Genomic DNA, 20,263 nt, shown 5'->3' on the forward strand with positions numbered 1-20,263 from the left:
CCTCACTGTGACAATGTAGATACTCTGAGGATTTCTTTGATCGTAGTCTGACCCATTGCCGCTTTTTTAAGTCCGTCTTCATGAAGGAAAGCTGAATGCTCTTGCATATATTGTTTTATGTTTGATGTGCCTGCCCGGCTGACAATCAGTTCTTTTAAGCCTTCATCCACACTGAGCACTTCGTGAATTGCCATTCTCCCTTTATATCCTGTGTGATCACACGATGGGCACCCATTCCCTTTTGCGAGTAACATCGTTTGAATGCCGAATGATTTTAACAGTTCAGCTTCCGACTGGTCTGGTTCGTATTCGGTTTTGCAGTCTCTGCAGATTTTTCTGACCAGCCGCTGTGCAATAACACCTGTTAGTGATGAAGCGATCAAAAAAGGTTCAATCCCCATATCAGCAAGGCGTGTAATTGTTTCAGGGGCACTGTTCGTATGCAGTGTGCTTAATACTAGGTGTCCTGTCAGAGAAGCACGAATGGCAATTTCAGCTGTTTCCTGATCACGAATTTCACCGATCATGACAATGTCAGGATCTTGTCTTAAAATACTTCTTAACCCTTTCGCAAATGTTAAGCCGACCTCTTCATTCACTTGAATCTGATTGATCCCCTGCATCTGATACTCTACCGGGTCTTCCACTGTGAGGATATTGACCGCTTCTTCATTTAACTCATTTAATGCAGCGTATAGTGTAGAGGATTTCCCTGAACCTGTAGGTCCTGTGATTAAAATGATCCCGTTTGGATTTTGAATCATCCTCATAAAACTGTTCAGGTTAGGCTCTGAAAAGTTCAGGTTTTTCAGGGCAGTCAGCTTATTTGATAAATCATGAAGCCTTAACACCATTTTTTCTCCATATACAGTTGGAAGTGAGGAAATTCTGATATCAACCGGCTTATGATTTATAACTGTTTTGATCCGTCCATCCTGCGGTACTCTTGTTTCTGTAATATTCAGGTTTCCCATGATTTTCAATCTGGCAAGCACAACATTTTGCATATTCTTTGGCAGGGAACGGTCTTTCCGGATGATGCCATCAATACGAAACCTGACTGACATTTCAGTTGCGTGAGGATCAAAATGAATATCGCTCGCTTTTTGAGATAAAGCTGATGAGATTATCTGATTTACAAGCCGTACCATGGGGGAATCTACATTAGTCAGGTCTTCATCAGTATCAGATTGTTTTCCGGTAACATCCATCAGCGCTTCATCCATCGATGATTGCATTTCAAAATACTGATTCACATATTTTGACAGCTGTTCTTTTGTGGCAATACTCGGTTCAATCTGACAGCCGGTCGCCATTCGAAGCTCCTCAATGGCGAAGTAATCCATTGGATCAGCCATCGCTGCAGTCAGTTTATTGCGCTCTTTTTTTAATGGGATAATGAGATTACTTTTTGCGAGCTCTGCAGGTACCAATTGGATAAGTTCCGAATCAATGCTGAACCTTGATAGATCCACATGAGGAATGCCAAGCTGGAATTCCAGTACTTCAATCAGCTGTCTTTCAGTAATGATTCCTTTATTAATCAGGTAATCACCGAGTTTCTCATTTTCACTTTTACCAATCAGCGCATCTTCAAGTTCAAATGAGGACACCATGTCTGATTCTACGAGTAAATCCCCAAGTCTTTTTCTGTTAACTGAACTCAACGCGGAACACCTCAATTATTTCGGGTTATTTTCTTCTTTTCTTTCAATGGAATTCTGCAGCTTCTGCTTCACATCTGGCTGATTTGTTTGATCTGAACTAGCTTCAACATTTTCATTTGTATCCTCGTTCACAGTAGTCGTTTCTTCAGAATTGTCGTCATCAGATTCAACTGCCTCTGTATCATCCTGAACGTTCGCGCCAGAGGACTCACTCTGTACCGGGGCTAGTGAAGAAACTTCAATGATCGCGGGCACAGGCGGATAAAAATCTCTGGTTACAAGTAAATCTTCGGTTACTTCTCCAGAAGCTGAGAGCTGTGTCTGATAAATCTCGACTTGGAAACCGTCAGAACCTTCCTGAATCCGCAACTCTTCTCCTGGTGCTAAAAGATTTGAATAACGTCTGATCGTTCTTGGTTTTACAATATTACTTTGCACCCGCTCAACACCGTAACGTTCTTTATTAGCAGATGTTAGTGTAACTGAGAGCTCATTGCCAGCTGCACTGGCTTCAATGTTTATTTGAAAGTCTGATTGATTAAAAACTTTAAAATCTTTACTGTCTTTAAGGCTTACAAACGCTTCAAAACCCGTTCTAGTATAGTCTGGTGGACGCATTGCCGCATGTCGTTCAGTAATTACTGTATCCGTTTGAAGGAATAACTGATAAAGCGCTGAGACAGCAATTAATCCTTCTTCATTGTCATTAAAGAACATATTGTTAAAGGAAAATTCACTGTTAGCATCAATTACAAATGAGGATAATAGATCAGCTGCTTCAGCAGCGTAACCCGTGGTCATTTGAACCATAACCGGATCATGTAACCCTGACTGCTCAGGTGAAGCAGTATTCACATCATCATAGACAAGCCGTTCAGCAAGTATGATCAGGTTCTGTTTTGTGTTTTCTGTATCCAGGACATCAGCATATGATGCCAGGTATTCTTCGTCCAAGTCAGCTGTCAATGAGAAAGTGATAAGTTCATTCCGCTCCCAGAAGGCAAACCATGGTGTATGTAAAGCTTCTTCTAAAGACTGATAGCTTTGTTCTAAATCAAAATCAAAATATGTACGTGGTATGTCAAATGTGCCGTCCGGATAACTGACAGTGATTGGGTCCCCGCTCTTCCATTCTGCAATCGCATTTGCTGTTTCCAGCTTCATTTCTTTCAAGTCGTCTCTCTCAATTGTAAATCCCTTATCTGTAGCTGCAGAGCGATCAGTAAAAGTGATAATAGAGCCAAAGAAAAGAAGCACCACCGGGATCATGATCATTAAAGATTTTACTATTTTACTTGACATCCATCCCACTCCTTTCTGCTTACGCCACCTATGTATTTTATCCTAAAAAAATAAATTAAAACGTAATATGTAAATAAAAAGACTTATATGTCTTTACACAAACATCACTTTATCAGTATAGATTGATTAATACGACAGAACAACAAACAGTGTGTAGTTCTTCATACGCGAAGTGAGCATTTTTTCACAAAATGCTCACTTCGCGTATACTGCTACTTTATTCCTACCTTTTTGCTTTGCGCCAATATAAAGCGCTCTATCAGCATTTCTTAACAGATTTTTTGAGGAATCGGTATCCTGAGGAGATGAAGCCACTCCGATACTGACAGTCATACTGATTTGCGACATTTCCCTGTTTTTACTCAGGTCATGCTGGATTTCGAAAATACAATTTTCAACTGTATACCTGATTTTTTCTCCAATGATTTGCGCTTCTTCTTTTGTTTTATCACTCAGCAGAAGGACAAATTCCTCTCCACCATACCTTGCAATTAAGGCATCGCGGCCTGCCGTTTCAATTAATATTCCTGCGAGCTCCTTTAATAGATCGTTTCCACTTTCATGACCATATGTGTCATTTACCTTCTTGAAGTGGTCGATGTCCAGCAGAATGAGTGAGAGTGCATTCATGTGACCTTTTTGCAGCCTGTCAAACTCTTTTTCGAGGTGCTCATTGAAGTATCTGAAATTGTATAGTCCGGTTAATGCGCAGCGCTCACTTCTTTTTACGTTACGCTGATAGTTTCTCGCGTTTTGCATAGCAATTGCCAGGTAGGAACAAAGAATCTCAAGAATCGCGATCAGATGGGTCCCAAATGCATTTTTCTTTTTAGATGCAGCCAGGAGAACAGCAACCGTTCTTTTATTCCGCTGGATCGGTACACAGATAATACTTTCGATATCTGACGGAATGTACCCCTCAACCTCTTCCACCCATTCGGATTTTTTATTGAATAATAAGGCTTCACCGGTTTCCCACACTTTACCTGTAATCCCTTCCCCTTTTCTGACTGGGGACAGGTTATTCGGTTCAATTTGCCCGTTTTCAATTCTACGCAGCAGAACCAGTTCATCTCTGCTAGTGTGCACATCTAATAAATACATATAATCAAGTGGCATAAGATCTGCAAGTTTATTTATAAACAGATCCAATACTTCACTTACATTCAGACGCTCTGCAAGCTGATGACCGATCTTAGCCGATTTTGCAAGGTCTGTATTCACCCGCTCGGATGTATTATAAAGTCTTAAGATCATTGTAACTGCAAGAAACGGGATACCAAGCAGCAATGTAGCAGAAGGACCTAACAGCTGCAGCAGGTAATAGAGAGCAAGTCCAAAAGGCATACTGAGCATAGTAGCAGCGTAATCCAGCTTTGTGTCACTGCTGAAGAATGCATTACGGTTTCCAATCAGCCAGTTAAATGTATACAGATAAATATGGTTAGCAAAAATATGAATAAATATATACACAGCTGAAGCTGCTACAAGTGGTCCAAAGCCTGCTGCTATATCGATATTCATTTGATAAAATACGAATCCTGCCAGTAAGCTGATTAACATAAACATTGCGGAATTAAGCGGAAAACGGTATAAGGTTTTCAGCGTGATTTTCGCTCTAATTAATACAGGAATCAGCACAATCTGCATAAGGAGCATTTCAAAAAATAGCCCATACGTTAAAAAGGCAGCTAGATTGATCCAGTGAATAATAAATATCGTTGAATGATCCACTTTAAATGGGAGGTAAGCTGAAATCACCGCCAGTCCGATTAAGCTGATCGCAATTCTCCAATCTACATCAGTAGCCGGACTAATCTGATGGGCAATGTATAACCCTGTGGGGAATACGGCCAGCCACATAAGCCACAATACCCACTTTACAGATTTATCCACATCTTTCATCTTACCTCACCACGCTTTTTTATGATAATAGTCACAATTACTTTTATCATACCAAATAATTTGTTGATCGTCACAAAGTTTTTAACAAATGGAAATTTTCTATTAATTAAGTTGGTTTTTCAATTGTCTGTAAACCCCTGATAAAAAGTACAAAGATCCTGTGATCATATGAACTGTGTGCTGATCGGGTGTTAAACTCTCAAGCCACTCAGTTCCTTCAACTGCCTTTTTATGCGGATGACAGCTGATTTTATAAAGGTCAGCTGCAGCTGATGCCCTCGGAAAATCGAAGGATGTAAACGTGATCCGATCTGCGTGCTGATCCAGCTGGCTGATCATTTGCGTCAGATCTTTATCAGAAACAGCTGCAAAGACAAAATGAATCTTTCTCGTACTGTATTTCTGACGAACAGTTTTCATCATCATTTCAATACCTTCAGGGTTATGTGCACCATCCATAATCACAAGCGGCTTTTCACTGATCGTTTCAAACCGTCCCGGCCAGAAGGTTTTTTCAAGCCCCGACTTAATAGAACGGCTGGAAATTTCATGATCAATCATTTTAGCCATGGTGACTGCAAGTGATGCATTTTCCACCTGATGTAAGCCACTCATAGCGGTCTTTAAATGCAGTTCTCCATCATAAATAAACTGCTCCCCTGCCTGTTCAGATGCAATTTGCTCAATTTGAAACTGCTTTCCGAATTCAAATACAGGTGCATTCATTTTTTCAGCCTGCGATAAAATCACTTCTCTGGCACCAGCATGCTTTACGTTTAAAACGAGCGGCGTGCATTTTTTAATAATTCCTGCTTTTTCAAATGCGATTTCTTCATATGAATTCCCAAGTATACTGACATGATCCAGTCCGATGGATGTAATGCAGCTGCAGACCGGTTCAATGATGTTAGTAGAATCAAACCTGCCCCCTAGTCCTACTTCTATCAGTACAAAGTCCACCTTATTCATTTCACCGAAATAATAAAACATCATCGCAGTGATGACTTCAAATTCCGTTGGGCCACCGAGCTCGTGCTGCTCAAGTTCATCTGCGAGCGGCTTAATTTTATTGACTAACGCTGTCCATTCTTCTTCAGGAGCCGGTTTCCCGTTGACAGAAATCCTCTCATTAAAGACTTCAAAATAAGGAGAGGTAAAACTTCCGACTGAATAGCCTTCCTCCTGCAGCACGTTTCTTAAAAAGCTGAGCGTTGAGCCCTTGCCATTTGTCCCACCAATATGTACTGCTTTTATTTTCTGATGAGGACGTCCAAGCCGCTCCATCATCCATTCCATACGCTCAAGACCAGGCTTGATACCAAGCCTTAATCTGCCATGAATCCAGTTCACTGCTTCTTCAAAATTCTGTATCAATGTAGTCACTCCTTAAAAAAGCGGACAGACAGTGATGTCTATCCGCTCGAACTTTTATACGGTGCGCAGTTCTTCAATTCGTGTCTTCACAGCTTCCTGTTTCGACAGATAATCTTTCTGCTTCGCACGTTCTTCTTCTACGACTGCTTCGGGCGCTTTACTTACAAAACGTTCGTTGCTAAGCTTTTTCTCTACGCGATCAACCTCTTTTGTCCATTTATCCAGCTCTTTTACAAGACGGGCAATTTCTTCATCGACATTGATCAGTCCTTCTAAAGGCAGGAACAGTTCTGCATTCGTTACAACAGCAGACATTGCTTTTTCAGGCGCTTTCACGTCTGTACCGATTTCAAGTTTTTCAGGGTTACAGAACTTTTCGATATACGCTTCGTTTTTCGTTAAGCGCTCTGCTGTCTGATCATTTGCTGCGCGGATCATCAGATTAACTTTTTTACTCATCGGTGTGTTCACTTCAGCACGAATATTTCTTACTGAACGGATCACTTCAATAAGCAGCTTCATCTCTTCATCCGCTTCACGGTCGATGTGATTTTCATTTACAATCGGCCATGTAGCTTCTGTAATTGATTTCCCTTCATGTGGAAGGTTTTGCCAGATCTCTTCTGTGATAAATGGCATAAACGGATGAAGCAGACGCATTGTCTGATCGAGCACATGTGCTAGAATTGAACGCGTTGTCTTTTTCGCTTCCTCGTCTTCACCATTCAGCGGCAGTTTCGCCATTTCAATATACCAGCTGCAGAAATCATCCCAGATAAAGTTATAAAGTGTACGGCCAACTTCTCCGAATTCATAGCGGTCAGCAAGGCTCGTTACATTCTCAATTGTGTCATTCAGACGCGTCAGAATCCACTTATCAGCGACTGACTTTTTACCTGTCAGATCAATTTCTTCAAATGTGAGTCCATCCATATTCATTAAAGCAAATCTTGATGCGTTCCAGATCTTATTGGCGAAGTTCCAGATTGATTCCACTCTCTCCATTGAGAAACGGAGGTCCTGACCAGGTGATGAACCGGTTGTCAGTACATAACGAAGTGAGTCTGCACCATACTCTTCAATCACATCCATCGGGTCAATACCGTTACCAAGAGATTTTGACATTTTACGTCCTTCTGCATCCCTTACAAGTCCGTGTATTAATACATCTTTGAATGGACGCTGCCCTGTAAATTCAACACCCTGGAAGATCATTCGTGATACCCAGAATGCGATGATATCATAACCGGTTACAAGCGCTGATGTCGGGTAGTAACGCTTGAAATCTGCAGATTCCCCGTCCGGCCAGCCCATTGTAGAAAATGGCCATAGTGCAGATGAGAACCATGTATCAAGCACGTCTTCATCCTGATTCCAGTTTTCAATATCCTCAGGCGATTCTTCACCTACATAAAGTTCACCTGTATCCTTGTGATACCATGCAGGAATTCTGTGACCCCACCAGAGCTGTCTTGAAATACACCAGTCTCTTATATTTTCCATCCATCTCATATACGTATTTTCAAAACGGTTTGGTACAAAGTTTACTTTTCCTTCAGTCTCCTGAATATCCATTGCCTGCTTAGCCAGAGGCTCCATTTTAACGAACCACTGAGTTGAAAGATAAGGCTCAACGACCGCACCGCTTCTTTCAGAGTGTCCTACTGAGTGCAGGTGCTCTTCAATCTCAAATAACACGCCAGCTTCCTGCAGGTCTTTTACGATCTGCTTACGGCACTCAAAACGGTCCATGCCTTTATATTTCCCGGCATTGTCATTCATTGAACCGTCTTCATTCATCACAAGTACGCGCTCAAGGTTGTGGCGGTTACCGATTTCAAAGTCGTTAGGGTCGTGTGCAGGCGTAATTTTTACAGCACCTGATCCGAATTCCATATCAACATAATCATCAGCAACAATCTCAATCTCACGCCCTACAATCGGAAGCTTCACTGTTTTGCCGATCAGGTGCTTGTAGCGGTCATCTTCCGGATGGACAGCTATTGCGGTATCACCAAGCATTGTTTCAGGACGCGTCGTCGCAATCTCAATATGACCGCTGCCATCAGTCAGGGGATATCTCATATGATAGAAAGCACCCTGCACGTCTTTGTGAATGACTTCAATATCTGAAAGGGCAGTTTTTGTTGCAGGATCCCAGTTGATAATATACTCACCGCGGTAAATTAACCCTTTATTATAAAGATCAATAAATACTTTTTGAACAGCTTTTGACAGACCCTCATCAAGCGTGAATCTTTCTCTGCTGTAATCAAGGCCTAGACCAAGCTTAGACCATTGTGCACGGATATGCTCAGCATATTCTTCTTTCCACTTCCATGACTCTTCAAGGAATGCTTCACGTCCAAGCTCATAGCGGGATTTTCCCTGTTCACGAAGCTTCTGATCAACTTTTGCCTGCGTTGCGATTCCTGCATGGTCCATACCAGGAAGCCATAGAACATCATAGCCCTGCATCCGCTTCATTCTTGTCAAAATATCCTGAAGCGCTGTATCCCAGGCATGTCCAAGATGCAATTTCCCTGTTACGTTAGGAGGCGGGATCACAATTGTAAAGGGGTCCTTACTTTCATCACTTCTTGCTTCAAATACTTTCTCCTTCAGCCACCACTCATAGCGGCCCTCTTCTATCGCCTTTGGATCATACTTTGTCGGCATCGATGTCTCATTCATATTAAAACCTCCATATTTAAAGTAATAGTCAGCAGCTTTTTCACAACAAAAAAATCCCGTTCGCCATAAAAGGACGAAGGGATTTGATTCGCGGTACCACCTTTTTACACAGACTGATCTCTGTGCACTCAATTAAGATAACGGCTTCTAACCGGCACAGGCTACTGAAATGTTCACCGGTACTGCTCACAGGCGACTTCTGCAGGATCAATTCTGGAAATTCTCTCACCAAATGAATTTCTTCTCTGAAGAACGAAAATCTGCATACTACTCCTGTTCAAGGCATCATATATATGCTCTATCATAATCAAAATGCTGCTGTTTAGTCAATAAAAATCGCAAAAAACCTCTTCCTGCATAAGATAGCTAATAAAGTTTCAGGAGAGGAGTCAATGATGGGGAAAAAAATGTTTCCAAAGCCTAAACCGCCATGGTGGAGAAAATGCCGATGTACACTTCAGAACATCATCGTCCCGCTTTGTATCTTTCAGACAATCCGGTTACTGCTGCTTCCATCAACACTTGATGTACTGATTCTTGGATTCCTAGTAGGTATTGCATGTGTTCTTTATTTTGAATGGATTTGAGCCGCTGGTATTCTGATCAGCTCACCTCTGTTAAACGGACGTCTCGATTCAAACTGGTTCACTTTCATCAGCTGGAGCATCGGAACTCCATATCGCTCTGCGACCGTTTCTGGTGTTTCATCCTGCTGAGCGATATGTATTTTTATGACTGTCCGCTCTTCTTCTAAGGACTTAATAAAACGTGTGAAAGTATCTTCACCTTTCTTCTCTTTCTTCTCTTCCTGCTCTTCTTCATCTTCACCTTCAACTTCTATTTCATCTTCAACTTCAACCCTGACTTCTTCAGTAAATTCTTCAATATCCGGTTCAGGCAGCGTCTCAATTTCTTCAGGAGTGTCTTCAGGAATTTCCAGAGCCGGCTCAGCACCTTCAGATTCTTCTGTAATCGCATGTTCAATTTCCGCTTCTGGTTCAGCAATCCCTTCCCACTCTTCCAGGGGATTAGGCAGCACCCTCGGCTCTTCTTCAGCTTTTACAGGCTTGGGCTCTGTAATACCTTCAATCATAATATCAGCAGTAACATTCAGCCTACCGCTCTCTGGTATTTCATAGTCCACATGATCAATGTACACCTCAACATCCTGTTTTCTATCTACTCTTGCAGAAGAAATGGAGATAGACAGCGGGAAGTGATGTTCAAAATAGATAAGATCCTCCATCACTACGGATTCCTGTACCTCCGTATCCTGCAGTGCACGCAGTTGATCAGTCACCGGCTCATAACTGCCTTCTCCAGCCAGATGGAGCGTACCTTCCACTACCACCTGATCAGCGTGCTCAGTAATCGATACACTCGGTTCAAACGAAAGAGAACGTAATTCACTCAGTACCTGATCCCCTTTAAACACGATATTTTCCTGTAATTGATAAATCGTATTTTTCGTCATCACGGCCTCCTCATAATCAGTCTTTTATAATTTATGATCACAAGGAACCCGTTATGATAAAAACCAGCCTGAATTTAATCCAGGCTGGTTAAGATTTATCGCTTTGATGAAATTTCTTTGAATGATGCTTCAACAGCTTTTAATGTTTTTTCAAGATCCTCATCACTATGAACAGTTGAGAGGAACCAGCCTTCAAATTGTGATGGTGGAAGGAATACACCATTTTCAGCCATCAGTCTATAAAATTCTCCGAACATGTTAAGATCTGACGTTTTTGCTTTTTCAAAGTCGGTTACTTTTTCATTTGTGAAGAAGAAACCGAGCATTGATCCTGCACGATTAACTGAATGAGGAATATTGTACTTTTCAGCAAGCTCAGTGAAGCCTGCCTGTAATTTGTCACCAGCCTGAATAAAGTGATTATAGCTTTCTTCAGTCAGCTGTGACAGTGTTGCATATCCCGCAGCCATTGCAAGCGGGTTTCCTGATAAAGTTCCAGCCTGATAAATCGGCCCTGCCGGCGCAATGAATTCCATAATATCTTTACGCCCGCCAAAAGCACCTACCGGAAGACCGCCCCCGATTACTTTACCCAGGCAGGTAAGGTCAGGTGTTACACCAAGGTGCCCCTGCGCACAGTTATACCCTACGCGGAAACCTGTCATGACTTCATCGAATATCAGCAGTGCACCGTGGTCAGAAGTTAACGTTCTTAACTCTTCAAGGAAGCCTTCAACCGGAGGCACGACCCCCATGTTACCTGCAACCGGCTCAACAATAACCCCGGCGATTTCACTTCCATATTCCTTAAATACATACTGAATGGATTCGAAATCATTATAAGGAACTGTAATGGTGTTTTGCGCCACGCTTGCCGGGACTCCCGGAGAGTCAGGCAAGCCAAGTGTCGCAACACCGGAACCCGCTTTAATCAGAAGACTGTCACCGTGTCCATGATAGCAGCCTTCAAATTTTACGATTTTATCGCGGCCTGTAAACCCTCTGGCAAGTCTGAGTGCACTCATCGTTGCTTCTGTACCTGAAGAAACCATTCTTACTTTTTCAATAGACGGTACACGTTCAATGACTAGTTCCGCCAGCTTATTTTCAGCAAGGCTTGGTGCTCCGAAGCTTGTACCGCTCTCTGCAGTTCTTTTGATTTCTTCAATTACATGATCATCGGCATGACCAAGAATTAACGGTCCCCATGACAGTACGTAGTCGATATATTCATTTCCGTCAATATCATAGATTTTTGACCCTTTACCTTTTTCCACAAAGATCGGATCCATGTTAACGGATTTAAATGCGCGGACGGGGCTGTTTACCCCACCTGGCATTAATTCTGATGCTGTTTTAAATGCTTCCTGAGACTTTTCATATGAACGCATGCTACCGCTCCTTTTAAAATTTATTGATCTTTCAGCCAGCGTGAAGCTTCTTTTGCGTGGTACGTAATGATCAGGTCTGCGCCGGCACGTTTCATACTTGTCAGCTTTTCGAGGATGACTTCCTGCTCATTGATCCAGCCGTTTGCTGCAGCTGCTTTAATCATTGAGTACTCGCCGCTTACGTTATAAGCAACGACTGGAAGCGGATGACGGTCTTTTACTTCCCGCATGATATCCAGGTAAGAAAGTGCAGGTTTCACAATCAGAAAGTCCGCCCCTTCATTTACGTCAGAATCTGCTTCTCTTAAAGCTTCCATTCGGTTAGCCGGGTCCATCTGATAGGTTTTACGGTCCCCAAACTGCGGCGAGCTGTGAGCTGCGTCTCTGAAAGGTCCGTAAAAGCTTGAAGAATACTTAACTGCATAACTCATAATCGGCACATCATGGTATCCTGCTTCATCAAGGCCATAACGGATCGCAGCGACAAATCCATCCATCATGTTAGATGGAGCAATGATATCAGCACCTGCTTTTGCCTGGCTGACTGCTGTTTTAGCAAGCAGATCAAGCGTAGGGTCATTCAGTACTTTGCCGCCTTCAATCACACCACAGTGACCGTGATCAGTGTATTGACACAGGCATGTATCCGCGACAATCACCATCTCAGGTGCTTCTTTTTTGATCAGTCTTGTTGCCTGCTGGACAATGCCTTTTTCAGCATAAGCCTGAGAGCCAACTGCATCCTTCTCTTTTGGCACACCAAACAGAATGACAGACTGAATACCGAGTGACTGACATTCCTTGATTTCATCAATCACACCATCTAAAGAGACATGAAAGACACCTGGCATTGAAGGAACTTCCTTGCGAATCTTTTCACCTTCCACAACAAACAGCGGATAAATAAAGTCTTCCGGGCGAAGCCATGTTTCACGTACCATCGAACGCAGCGCGTCAGAACCTCTTAATCTGCGGTGACGGTCAAATTGTAATTCATTCATTTAAAACCCTCCTGAATACGATTAAAAACACTCTTATTTACTTCAGAGACGAAGCGATCTCTTCAATCATCGCTTCCATTGTATATTCTGAAGGTTCGATATGTACAGGCAAAGCGATTTTCCTTAAAGCTTCAGTTGTCGTAGGTCCTACACTGGCAATTTTGATTAGACCCTGTCTTATTTTTGAAATCAGTTGTGAATCAGCTTCAATTGCTTGATCAAATCGCTCTGCAGCAGATGGGGAAAAGAATGTAATGATATCAGCTGTCCTGAGTTCATTTAAAAGATCTGCTGACATGTCAGGAGCAGTGTTTTTGTAGACCGTCCAGCTGATACATTTATATCCTTTTCCCCTAAGAAACTCTGTAATTTCACCCCGCGAAAGATTTCCCTGTGGAAAAAGCACAGGCCCATCGATCGGTTCAGAAAAGTCTCCCTTAAAACTTGCAGCAGAATAAAGAGGCGGAATGTAGTGAACCGGCAGTCCTTCCTGTTCTAATGCATCTGCTGTTTTTGATCCGACAGCACCAAGTTTCTTTAAGGCAATCAGGTCTTTTAATCCCGCTTCTTCTATTAATCTGCAAAAGTAATGAACGCCGTGTTTACTCGTAAAAATAATCCAGTCTGACTCGTTGAGCTCACGCTTTTTCTGTCCATCCAGGGTAACTGATTCAGGCTCAATCCGGATCATGGGTGTAATAACCGGTATTCCCCCGCTATTTTCTATCAGTTTACGATCCTGAACTGAAGAGCGTAAATCTCTGGTCAGGACAATCTTCATCCCGTTCAGGGAAGCCATCTCACTGACCTTCCTGTTCGATCTTAACCTGATCAATTAACGCTTTAGCACCCTGCTCTGTCAGAATTTCAGCAGCTTTTAAGCCTACTTCAATCGGATCATTTCCACTGATGACTTCTTTATACACTTTCGTGCCATCCGGAGATGCAACCAGTGCTGTCAAAGACACGCCATCTTCAATCTGCGTTGCATATCCAGCGATCGGCACCTGGCAACCGCCTTCCATCTTATGAAGGAATGTACGCTCAGCCGTAACAGTCAGAGCGGTTTCCTGGTCACTGAAACGGTTTAATAATTCTCTTAGTTCAGTGTCACTCTCTCTGCATTCAATTGAAAGTGCACCCTGTCCAATCGCTGGCAGGCAATCTTCAGGAGATAAAAATTCTGACACGACATCTTTTGACCAGCCCATTCTGGAAAGTCCTGCTGCGGCAAGAATAATGGCATCAAAGTTTTCAGTTTCAAGCTTTTTCAGGCGGGTATCAATATTCCCGCGGATCCACTGAACTTTAAGGTCCGGGCGTACTGCAAGAATTTGTGCACCGCGTCTCAGGCTGCTCGTGCCGATAATCGATCCTGCCGGCAGTTCTGCAAGGGTCTCATTATTTTTGGAAATCAATGCATCTCTAGGGTCCTCACGTTCCGGGATACTACCGATGATCAACCCTTCAGGAAGCTCTGCAGGCATATCCTTCATACTGTGAACAGCCATATCAATCTCACCATCGATCATCGCCTGCTCAATTTCCTTTACAAACAGCCCTTTGCCTCCAACTTTAGAAAGCTTCACATTCTGAATCTGGTCGCCTTTCGTGACGATCTCTTTAATCTCAAACTCTGTACCGGGTTCAAGCGCCTTTAACTGTTCAATTACCCATTTTGTTTGTGTAATCGCTAGCTTACTCCTGCGTGACCCTACAATGATTTTTCTCATAAATAAATGCCTCCAATGAATAGTTATCGTGATTTAAACTGACCAGAAATGGAATGATGATAACCTGCTTCCAAGTAAAAAGTTGATCAGCAGGCAGCCAAAAGCGGCTGTATTGAACAGTGCAAGAGACTTACCGGACTGTCCTTTTCCAAACCTTCTATATAAAAACACTCCATAGATTGCTAAAAGCAGAAATGAACCTGAAATTTTAATATCGTACCAAAGCACTGTCGGCAGTGATACAACTGCCCACTGCACACCCAGAATCAGACTTAGTAACAGCAGCGGAAAACCAATACTGTTTAAGATCACTGATCCTTTTTCAAGCTTCGCAAGATCTGTAATACGCTGAATCTTTTGTCCCCATTTTTTTTGTTTTAATAATCTGTATTGTAATAAATACAGGATTGAGAAAACGACGGAAATTGAAAAGGCAGCATAGGATACAATGGCCATTGTAATATGAATGAGCAGCAGTTCCGACATTAGCCGTTCAGCCGCTGCTTCTGTACTCGCCTGAACCGGGGCGAATGTATGTATCGCCATAAATGTAAATCCGATCAGGTTAACAAAAAAGACCGTGAAATCGATTTTCATTAATCGGTTAAGTACAAGTGAAAGCGTCAGTAATACCCAGGCATAAAAATAAATGCCTTCAAAGAGTGTTAAAACCGGAAATCTGCCGGTTCTGAACATGTATAGAAATAAAAAAATTGTTTGAAGAACCCAAACAATTGACAAAAGCCAGAAGGCAACGCGATTCGCCTTCTGGTCTCTTTGTACATAATCCATAAAATATAATAGCACGCTGATTGCATAGAGGATGATCATGACTTCATGCAGCCGTGTCATAGACAGTTCAAACATGTGTGATCCTCCCCGTCAACTTTGCAGTGTAAGCTGTGGCTCTAGTTTTACTGATTCAGCCGATTTTTCACGACGTTCAGTTTCCTGCGTCAAATTAAAAATCTGTTTGAACAGCTCAAGTTTTTCATCACCATCAGGTAATGCAGCCAGTTCTTTTGCCTGCAAAATCGGATCTTTTAATAATTGATTAATAATACTCTTAGTGTGCTTATTCAGCACCTTGCGCTCACGGTCTGTCAGGCTTGGCATTTTACGTTCAATGCTTTCCATTGTTTCAGCCTGGATTGCAAGTGCTTTCTCACGCAGCTCCGAGATCACAGGAACAACGCCAAGCATATTTAACCATTCTTTAAATGAGACAATAGCCTCTTCTACCATAAGACCAATTTCCTCAGCAGCCTGTTTACGTTCTTCAAGGTTTGCCTGGACAATCCCCTCAAGGTCATCAATGTCGTACAGGAATACGTTATCAAGCTCATTGATTGCAGGGTCAAGGTCTCTCGGCACTGCAATATCCACCATGAAGAATGGACGGCCTTTACGCATTCTTTCAACATCTGTCATCATTTCCTTACTGATCAATGCTTCCTGTGCACCTGTTGAAGTGATCAGAATATCTGCTTCAATCAACGCACACTGAAGCTCTCTCAGCTCTTTCGCACTACCTGAGAACTTGTCTGCAAGTGCAGCGGCTTTCTCAAATGTACGATTGATAACAGTCACTTTAGTTGCACCGCTGCCCTGCAGGTTCTGAATTGCAAGTTCACCCATTTTACCTGCACCGAGAATAAGCACATGTTTTTTATTTAAATCTCCGAATATCTTTTTAGCAAGTTCAACTGCAGCATAAGAGACAGATACAGCATTAGATGCAATATCAGTTTCTGAATGTGCTTTTTTAGCAAGCGTTACAGCCTGTTTAAATAATTCATTGAAAACCGTACCCGTTGTACCATTTTCCTGCCCTGTAAAGAAGCTTTTTCGTACCTGTCCAAGAATTTGAGTCTCGCCTACGATCATTGAATCAAGTCCGCAGCTCACCTTGAACAAATGCTCCATCGCACCATCTTTCTCATAAATAAACAAATAAGGACTAAACTCATCCTTGTCCAGGTTAAACCAGTCAGCTAAAAATTGCTTTATATAATAACGACCTGTGTGAAGCTGATCGACTACTGCGTATATCTCAGTACGATTACATGTCGAAACGATGACGTTCTCCAGTATACTCTTACGGGACTGAAGCTCCGTCATTGCTTTACTAAGATCCGCTTCCTGGAAAGAAAGACGCTCTCTCATCTCTACAGGGGCCGTTTTGTAATTCAAACCTACCACTAAAATGTGCATGTGCTGAATGACACCCCCACGAATTAATCATTACTCCCATTATAACATGATTAAGATCATGTCCTAATGGTAAATGTGAACAACCATTGAAACGTACGGATACAGCATCTGTAATGTGCCGTTTTGCACTGCTGTATCAAGATTTCATCTGAACTAAGGGTACCAAAGCACCCGTTCGTTTTCAATAGTTCTGCTCAATATCAGAATCTTCGTTGAAAACGTTTTAATAATCTATTCTTTCACTACTTTGATGTTTTATAAACATACTACAATAATTCTCAGGTAAGTTTTCTATTATTCAGTTCCTTAAAGTGGAGGGCTGCGCTTTCCTGCCCACGGGCGGTGAGCCCACTGATGCCTCGCATTGCGTAGTCTCTTCTGTCTTTTCCCGGGGCGGGAGTCTAGGCTCTTCCTTTTAAGAACCAGCTGAGTTTGGTAACAGCATTGAACATAAAAAGAAACGCACTGATTAATCAGGCGTTTCTCTTTTAAAATTGAAAACTATTACTCTTTCATTTTTCTTTCAATAAAGTGCCATGCGTTGTCCTTACCAAGACCTGTTTCGGAAGAGAACATGATGAGTTCATCGCCTTCTGCGATTTCGAGGACTTTTCGGGTAACACTAAGATGTTTTTGCCACTTTCCTTTAGGAATTTTGTCTGCTTTAGTAGCAACGATCAAACACGGGATGTCAAAGTGTTTTAAAAAGTCGTACATCATGATGTCATCCTTGGTTGGCGGATGTCTGAGGTCAACGATCATAATGACGGCTTTGAGCGGTGCTCTGTCTGTCATATATGTTTCGATCATTTTACCCCATGCTGCACGTTCTGTTTTCGATACTTTCGCATAACCGTATCCAGGTACGTCTACAAAGTAAAGTGCTTCATTTAAAAGGTAGAAGTTCAGCGTCTGGGTTTTCCCCGGTTTAGAGGAGATCCGCGCGAGCGCTTTACGGTTAATCATTTTGTTAATAAAGGATGATTTCCCGACATTCGATCTGCCCGCTAGTGCAAACTCGGGCAGACCTCCTTCAGGATATTGTTCAGGCTTTACAGCACTGATGACGATCTCTGATTGGGTTATTTTCATTGTTTTTCACCTGCCAGCGCAATTTCAAGGACTTGATCTACATGAGATACCGGGATAAATGTAAGTTCAGCACGTACACTTTCCGGAATGTCATCTATATCGCGCTCGTTATCTTTTGGAATAATAATTGTCGTAAGGCCCGCTCTGTGTGCACTTAGTGACTTTTCTTTCAGCCCGCCGATTGGCAGCACTCTTCCCCTAAGCGTTACTTCACCGGTCATACCGATTTCTTTTTTGATTGGACGTTCAGTTAATGCTGATACAAGCGCAGTAACGATTGTAATCCCTGCTGAAGGTCCATCTTTTGGTACCGCTCCCTCAGGAACATGAATATGAATATCATGCTTCTCATGGAAGTTTTCTTCAAGCTTAAATTGTTCAGCTCTCGATCTGACAAATGAAAATGCAGTCTGCGCAGATTCCTTCATCACATCACCAAGCTTACCAGTCAGCACGAGCTTACCTTTACCAGGTGACAGTGATACTTCAATTTGAAGTGTATCCCCGCCTACAGTCGTATAGGCAAGACCTGTCGCAACGCCAATCTGATCTTCTTCTTCAGCCTGACCGTAACGGAATTTTTTCTTACCCAGGAATTCAGAAAGACTCTTTGATGTAACAACAACTTTTTTCTTCTCTTCACCAACGATCATTTTAGCTGCTTTTCTGCATACAGTCGCCAATTGCCGTTCCAAGCTTCTGACCCCGGCTTCACGTGTATGGTAGCGGACAATGTCTTTAATCGCTTCATCTCTGATCTGAAGCTGTGATTTTGACAGTCCGTTTTCCTTTATTTGTTTTGGAAGCAGATGATTTTTAGCGATATTGATCTTTTCAATCTCAGTATAACCAGCGATCGTGATAATTTCCATACGATCGCGAAGCGGACCCGGGATTGTTGAAAGATTATTTGCAGTTGCAATAAACATGACCTTAGACAGATCATAAGGCTCTTCAATGAAATGGTCACTGAAGGAGTTATTCTGTTCAGGATCAAGTACTTCAAGCATCGCGGATGATGGATCGCCTCTGAAATCATTAGACATCTTATCGATTTCATCAAGAAGAAACACTGGGTTTACGGTCCCTGCTTTTTTCATCCCCTGAATGATCCGGCCCGGCATAGCGCCGACATAAGTTCTTCTATGGCCGCGTATTTCAGATTCATCTCTTACACCACCCAGTGATGCACGGACAAATTTACGGCCTACTGATTCAGCGATTGAACGCGCCAGACTTGTTTTCCCTACTCCCGGAGGACCGGCAAGACATAAGATTGGCCCTTTGAGAGACTTGGTCAGCTGTTGGACTGCAAGATATTCAAGCACCCGCTCTTTAACTTTTTCCAATCCATAATGATCACGGTCAAGAATTTTTTCAGCTTTTTTAATATCAAGATCATCTTTAGTTGACTGGGACCATGGCACTGTAATCAGCCATTCAATATAATTGCGGATGACAGAGCTTTCAGCTGAAGTTGCAGGAACTTTTTCATAGCGGTCCAGTTCTTTTCTTGCAATTTTTTCAATGGATTCAGGCATTTGCGCCTGTCGGATTCTTTTGGCAAGGTCTGAAATTTCACCTGTTTTCCCATCTTTATCCCCAAGCTCTTTCTGAATCGCTTTCATTTGCTCACGCAGGTAATATTCCTTTTGAGTCCGTTCCATCGACTTTTTCACGCGCTGACCGATTTTCTTCTCAAGGCTTAACACTTCTTTTTCATTATTAATCGTTTCGATCAATGCAGTGATTCTTTTTTTGATATCAGTCGTATCCAGAATTTCCTGCTTCATCTTAAGCTTGAGTGGTAAGTGAGAAGCAACAATATCCGCAAGACGGCCCGGCTCTTCTATATCAAGTACGGTATTAAGTGTTTCTTTTGATACTTTTTTAGACAGGGCAATATACTGCTCAAAATAGTCAGTCAGTGTACGCATAAGAGCCTCATATTCAGGAGACTTCTCAGGATCGTCCGGGAATGATTCAACTTCGACAGTGAAAAACGGATCACTTTCCACAAAAGAAGTTATTTTACCTCGCTCAATGCCTTCAACGAGAACTCTGATCGTACCATTTGGCAATTTAAGCATTTGTTTTACTTTTGTTAGCGTACCCATTCCGGCAAGATCGTCCTGTTCCGGCTGATCGATAGCCATATCTTTTTGGGTTGACAAGAAAATCATATGATCATCCATCATTGCTTTTTCTAAAGCCTGAATCGACCTTTCACGGCCAACATCTATATGCAGCACCATTGTTGGGTATACGAGCAGCCCTCGCAGCGGTAAAAGCGGCAAAGTCTGTATTTTATTCGCCATATGTAACACCTCCAGGTTAATTCAAAAAACCGATTAAAAACGTTTAGTACTACTTTACCCTTTAGATTAGAAAAACATCCAGCGAAGAGAAAAGTTTT

15 protein-coding genes and 1 other annotated feature are annotated in these 20,263 nt (G+C 42.3%); of the genes, 1 reads left to right on the top strand and 14 read right to left on the bottom strand.

Annotated features, from left to right (window positions below; genetic code table 11):
• Positions 1 to 2: 2 nt before the first annotated feature.
• From LG330_RS11985 to LG330_RS12005, 5 genes are all read right to left on the bottom strand, one after another.
• A complete protein-coding gene (locus LG330_RS11985) occupies positions 3 to 1,616 on the bottom strand; it encodes a GspE/PulE family protein (RefSeq protein WP_404409582.1) in 1,614 nt (537 codons plus the stop codon).
• A 66-nt stretch (positions 1,617 to 1,682) separates the two neighbouring features.
• Complete coding sequence (locus LG330_RS11990; RefSeq protein ID WP_404404139.1) at positions 1,683 to 2,969, bottom strand: VanW family protein; 1,287 nt, start codon at positions 2,967 to 2,969, stop codon at positions 1,683 to 1,685.
• Positions 2,970 to 3,164: 195 nt separating this feature from the next.
• Positions 3,165 to 4,874 carry a sensor domain-containing diguanylate cyclase gene (locus LG330_RS11995; protein WP_404404141.1) on the bottom strand — a complete coding sequence of 570 codons (1,710 nt, stop codon included), beginning with the start codon at positions 4,872 to 4,874 and terminating at the stop codon, positions 3,165 to 3,167.
• Between the two features lie 102 nt (positions 4,875 to 4,976).
• Positions 4,977 to 6,248 carry a bifunctional folylpolyglutamate synthase/dihydrofolate synthase gene (locus LG330_RS12000; RefSeq protein ID WP_404404143.1) on the bottom strand — a complete coding sequence of 424 codons (1,272 nt, stop codon included), beginning with the start codon at positions 6,246 to 6,248 and terminating at the stop codon, positions 4,977 to 4,979.
• A gap of 54 nt (positions 6,249 to 6,302) precedes the next feature.
• Positions 6,303 to 8,942, bottom strand: coding sequence for a valine--tRNA ligase (locus LG330_RS12005; protein ID WP_404404145.1), 2,640 nt, complete (start codon positions 8,940 to 8,942; stop codon positions 6,303 to 6,305).
• 66 nt (positions 8,943 to 9,008) lie between these two features.
• Positions 9,009 to 9,232 (bottom strand) — a binding site (T-box leader).
• Between the two features lie 102 nt (positions 9,233 to 9,334).
• Between LG330_RS12005 and LG330_RS12010 the strand changes: the two genes are divergently transcribed.
• The gene (locus LG330_RS12010) at positions 9,335 to 9,529 is read left to right on the top strand and encodes a hypothetical protein (protein WP_404404147.1); all 195 of its coding nucleotides are present in this window, start codon (positions 9,335 to 9,337) and stop codon (positions 9,527 to 9,529) included.
• On the opposite strand, the gene LG330_RS12015 is transcribed toward LG330_RS12010, so the two are convergent.
• From LG330_RS12015 to lon, 9 genes are all read right to left on the bottom strand, one after another.
• On the bottom strand, positions 9,511 to 10,416 hold the full coding sequence (locus LG330_RS12015) for a hypothetical protein (protein WP_404404149.1): 906 nt from the start codon (positions 10,414 to 10,416) through the stop codon (positions 9,511 to 9,513). The genes LG330_RS12010 and LG330_RS12015 overlap by 19 nt on opposite strands.
• Positions 10,417 to 10,511: 95 nt before the next feature.
• Complete coding sequence (hemL, locus tag LG330_RS12020) at positions 10,512 to 11,807, bottom strand: glutamate-1-semialdehyde 2,1-aminomutase (RefSeq protein ID WP_404404151.1); 1,296 nt, start codon at positions 11,805 to 11,807, stop codon at positions 10,512 to 10,514.
• 20 nt (positions 11,808 to 11,827) lie between these two features.
• Positions 11,828 to 12,808 carry a porphobilinogen synthase gene (hemB, locus tag LG330_RS12025; protein WP_404404153.1) on the bottom strand — a complete coding sequence of 327 codons (981 nt, stop codon included), beginning with the start codon at positions 12,806 to 12,808 and terminating at the stop codon, positions 11,828 to 11,830.
• Between the two features lie 37 nt (positions 12,809 to 12,845).
• On the bottom strand, positions 12,846 to 13,607 hold the full coding sequence (locus tag LG330_RS12030; RefSeq protein ID WP_404404155.1) for a uroporphyrinogen-III synthase: 762 nt from the start codon (positions 13,605 to 13,607) through the stop codon (positions 12,846 to 12,848).
• Position 13,608: 1 nt separating this feature from the next.
• Positions 13,609 to 14,541 carry a hydroxymethylbilane synthase gene (gene hemC / locus LG330_RS12035; RefSeq protein WP_404404157.1) on the bottom strand — a complete coding sequence of 311 codons (933 nt, stop codon included), beginning with the start codon at positions 14,539 to 14,541 and terminating at the stop codon, positions 13,609 to 13,611.
• A gap of 33 nt (positions 14,542 to 14,574) precedes the next feature.
• Positions 14,575 to 15,408: a cytochrome c biogenesis protein gene (locus tag LG330_RS12040; RefSeq protein ID WP_404404159.1), complete on the bottom strand. Its 834-nt coding sequence runs from the start codon at positions 15,406 to 15,408 to the stop codon at positions 14,575 to 14,577.
• A gap of 15 nt (positions 15,409 to 15,423) precedes the next feature.
• The gene (gene hemA / locus LG330_RS12045; RefSeq protein WP_404404161.1) at positions 15,424 to 16,755 is read right to left on the bottom strand and encodes a glutamyl-tRNA reductase; all 1,332 of its coding nucleotides are present in this window, start codon (positions 16,753 to 16,755) and stop codon (positions 15,424 to 15,426) included.
• Positions 16,756 to 17,259: 504 nt separating this feature from the next.
• On the bottom strand, positions 17,260 to 17,847 hold the full coding sequence (gene yihA, locus LG330_RS12050; RefSeq protein ID WP_404404163.1) for a ribosome biogenesis GTP-binding protein YihA/YsxC: 588 nt from the start codon (positions 17,845 to 17,847) through the stop codon (positions 17,260 to 17,262).
• Positions 17,844 to 20,165: an endopeptidase La gene (gene lon, locus LG330_RS12055; protein ID WP_404404165.1), complete on the bottom strand. Its 2,322-nt coding sequence runs from the start codon at positions 20,163 to 20,165 to the stop codon at positions 17,844 to 17,846. Before lon ends, yihA begins: the two co-directional genes overlap by 4 nt.
• Between the last annotated feature and the right edge of the window lie 98 nt (positions 20,166 to 20,263).

The sequence above is a fragment of the Jeotgalibacillus malaysiensis genome (assembly GCF_044789845.1).
GTDB lineage: Bacteria > Bacillota > Bacilli > Bacillales > Jeotgalibacillaceae > Jeotgalibacillus > Jeotgalibacillus malaysiensis_A.

Coding starts and splice junctions, on each gene's coding strand:
- LG330_RS11985 (WP_404409582.1), bottom strand. CDS start 1,616: ATGGTGTCCTCATTTGAACTTGAAGATGCGCTGATTGGTAAAAGTGAA.
- LG330_RS11990 (WP_404404139.1), bottom strand. CDS start 2,969: ATGTCAAGTAAAATAGTAAAATCTTTAATGATCATGATCCCGGTGGTG.
- LG330_RS11995 (WP_404404141.1), bottom strand. CDS start 4,874: ATGAAAGATGTGGATAAATCTGTAAAGTGGGTATTGTGGCTTATGTGG.
- LG330_RS12005 (WP_404404145.1), bottom strand. CDS start 8,942: ATGAATGAGACATCGATGCCGACAAAGTATGATCCAAAGGCGATAGAA.
- LG330_RS12010 (WP_404404147.1), top strand. CDS start 9,335: ATGATGGGGAAAAAAATGTTTCCAAAGCCTAAACCGCCATGGTGGAGA.
- LG330_RS12015 (WP_404404149.1), bottom strand. CDS start 10,416: ATGACGAAAAATACGATTTATCAATTACAGGAAAATATCGTGTTTAAA.
- hemL (WP_404404151.1), bottom strand. CDS start 11,807: ATGCGTTCATATGAAAAGTCTCAGGAAGCATTTAAAACAGCATCAGAA.
- hemB (WP_404404153.1), bottom strand. CDS start 12,808: ATGAATGAATTACAATTTGACCGTCACCGCAGATTAAGAGGTTCTGAC.
- LG330_RS12030 (WP_404404155.1), bottom strand. CDS start 13,607: ATGGCTTCCCTGAACGGGATGAAGATTGTCCTGACCAGAGATTTACGC.
- hemC (WP_404404157.1), bottom strand. CDS start 14,541: ATGAGAAAAATCATTGTAGGGTCACGCAGGAGTAAGCTAGCGATTACA.
- LG330_RS12040 (WP_404404159.1), bottom strand. CDS start 15,408: ATGTTTGAACTGTCTATGACACGGCTGCATGAAGTCATGATCATCCTC.
- hemA (WP_404404161.1), bottom strand. CDS start 16,755: ATGCACATTTTAGTGGTAGGTTTGAATTACAAAACGGCCCCTGTAGAG.
- yihA (WP_404404163.1), bottom strand. CDS start 17,847: ATGAAAATAACCCAATCAGAGATCGTCATCAGTGCTGTAAAGCCTGAA.
- lon (WP_404404165.1), bottom strand. CDS start 20,165: ATGGCGAATAAAATACAGACTTTGCCGCTTTTACCGCTGCGAGGGCTG.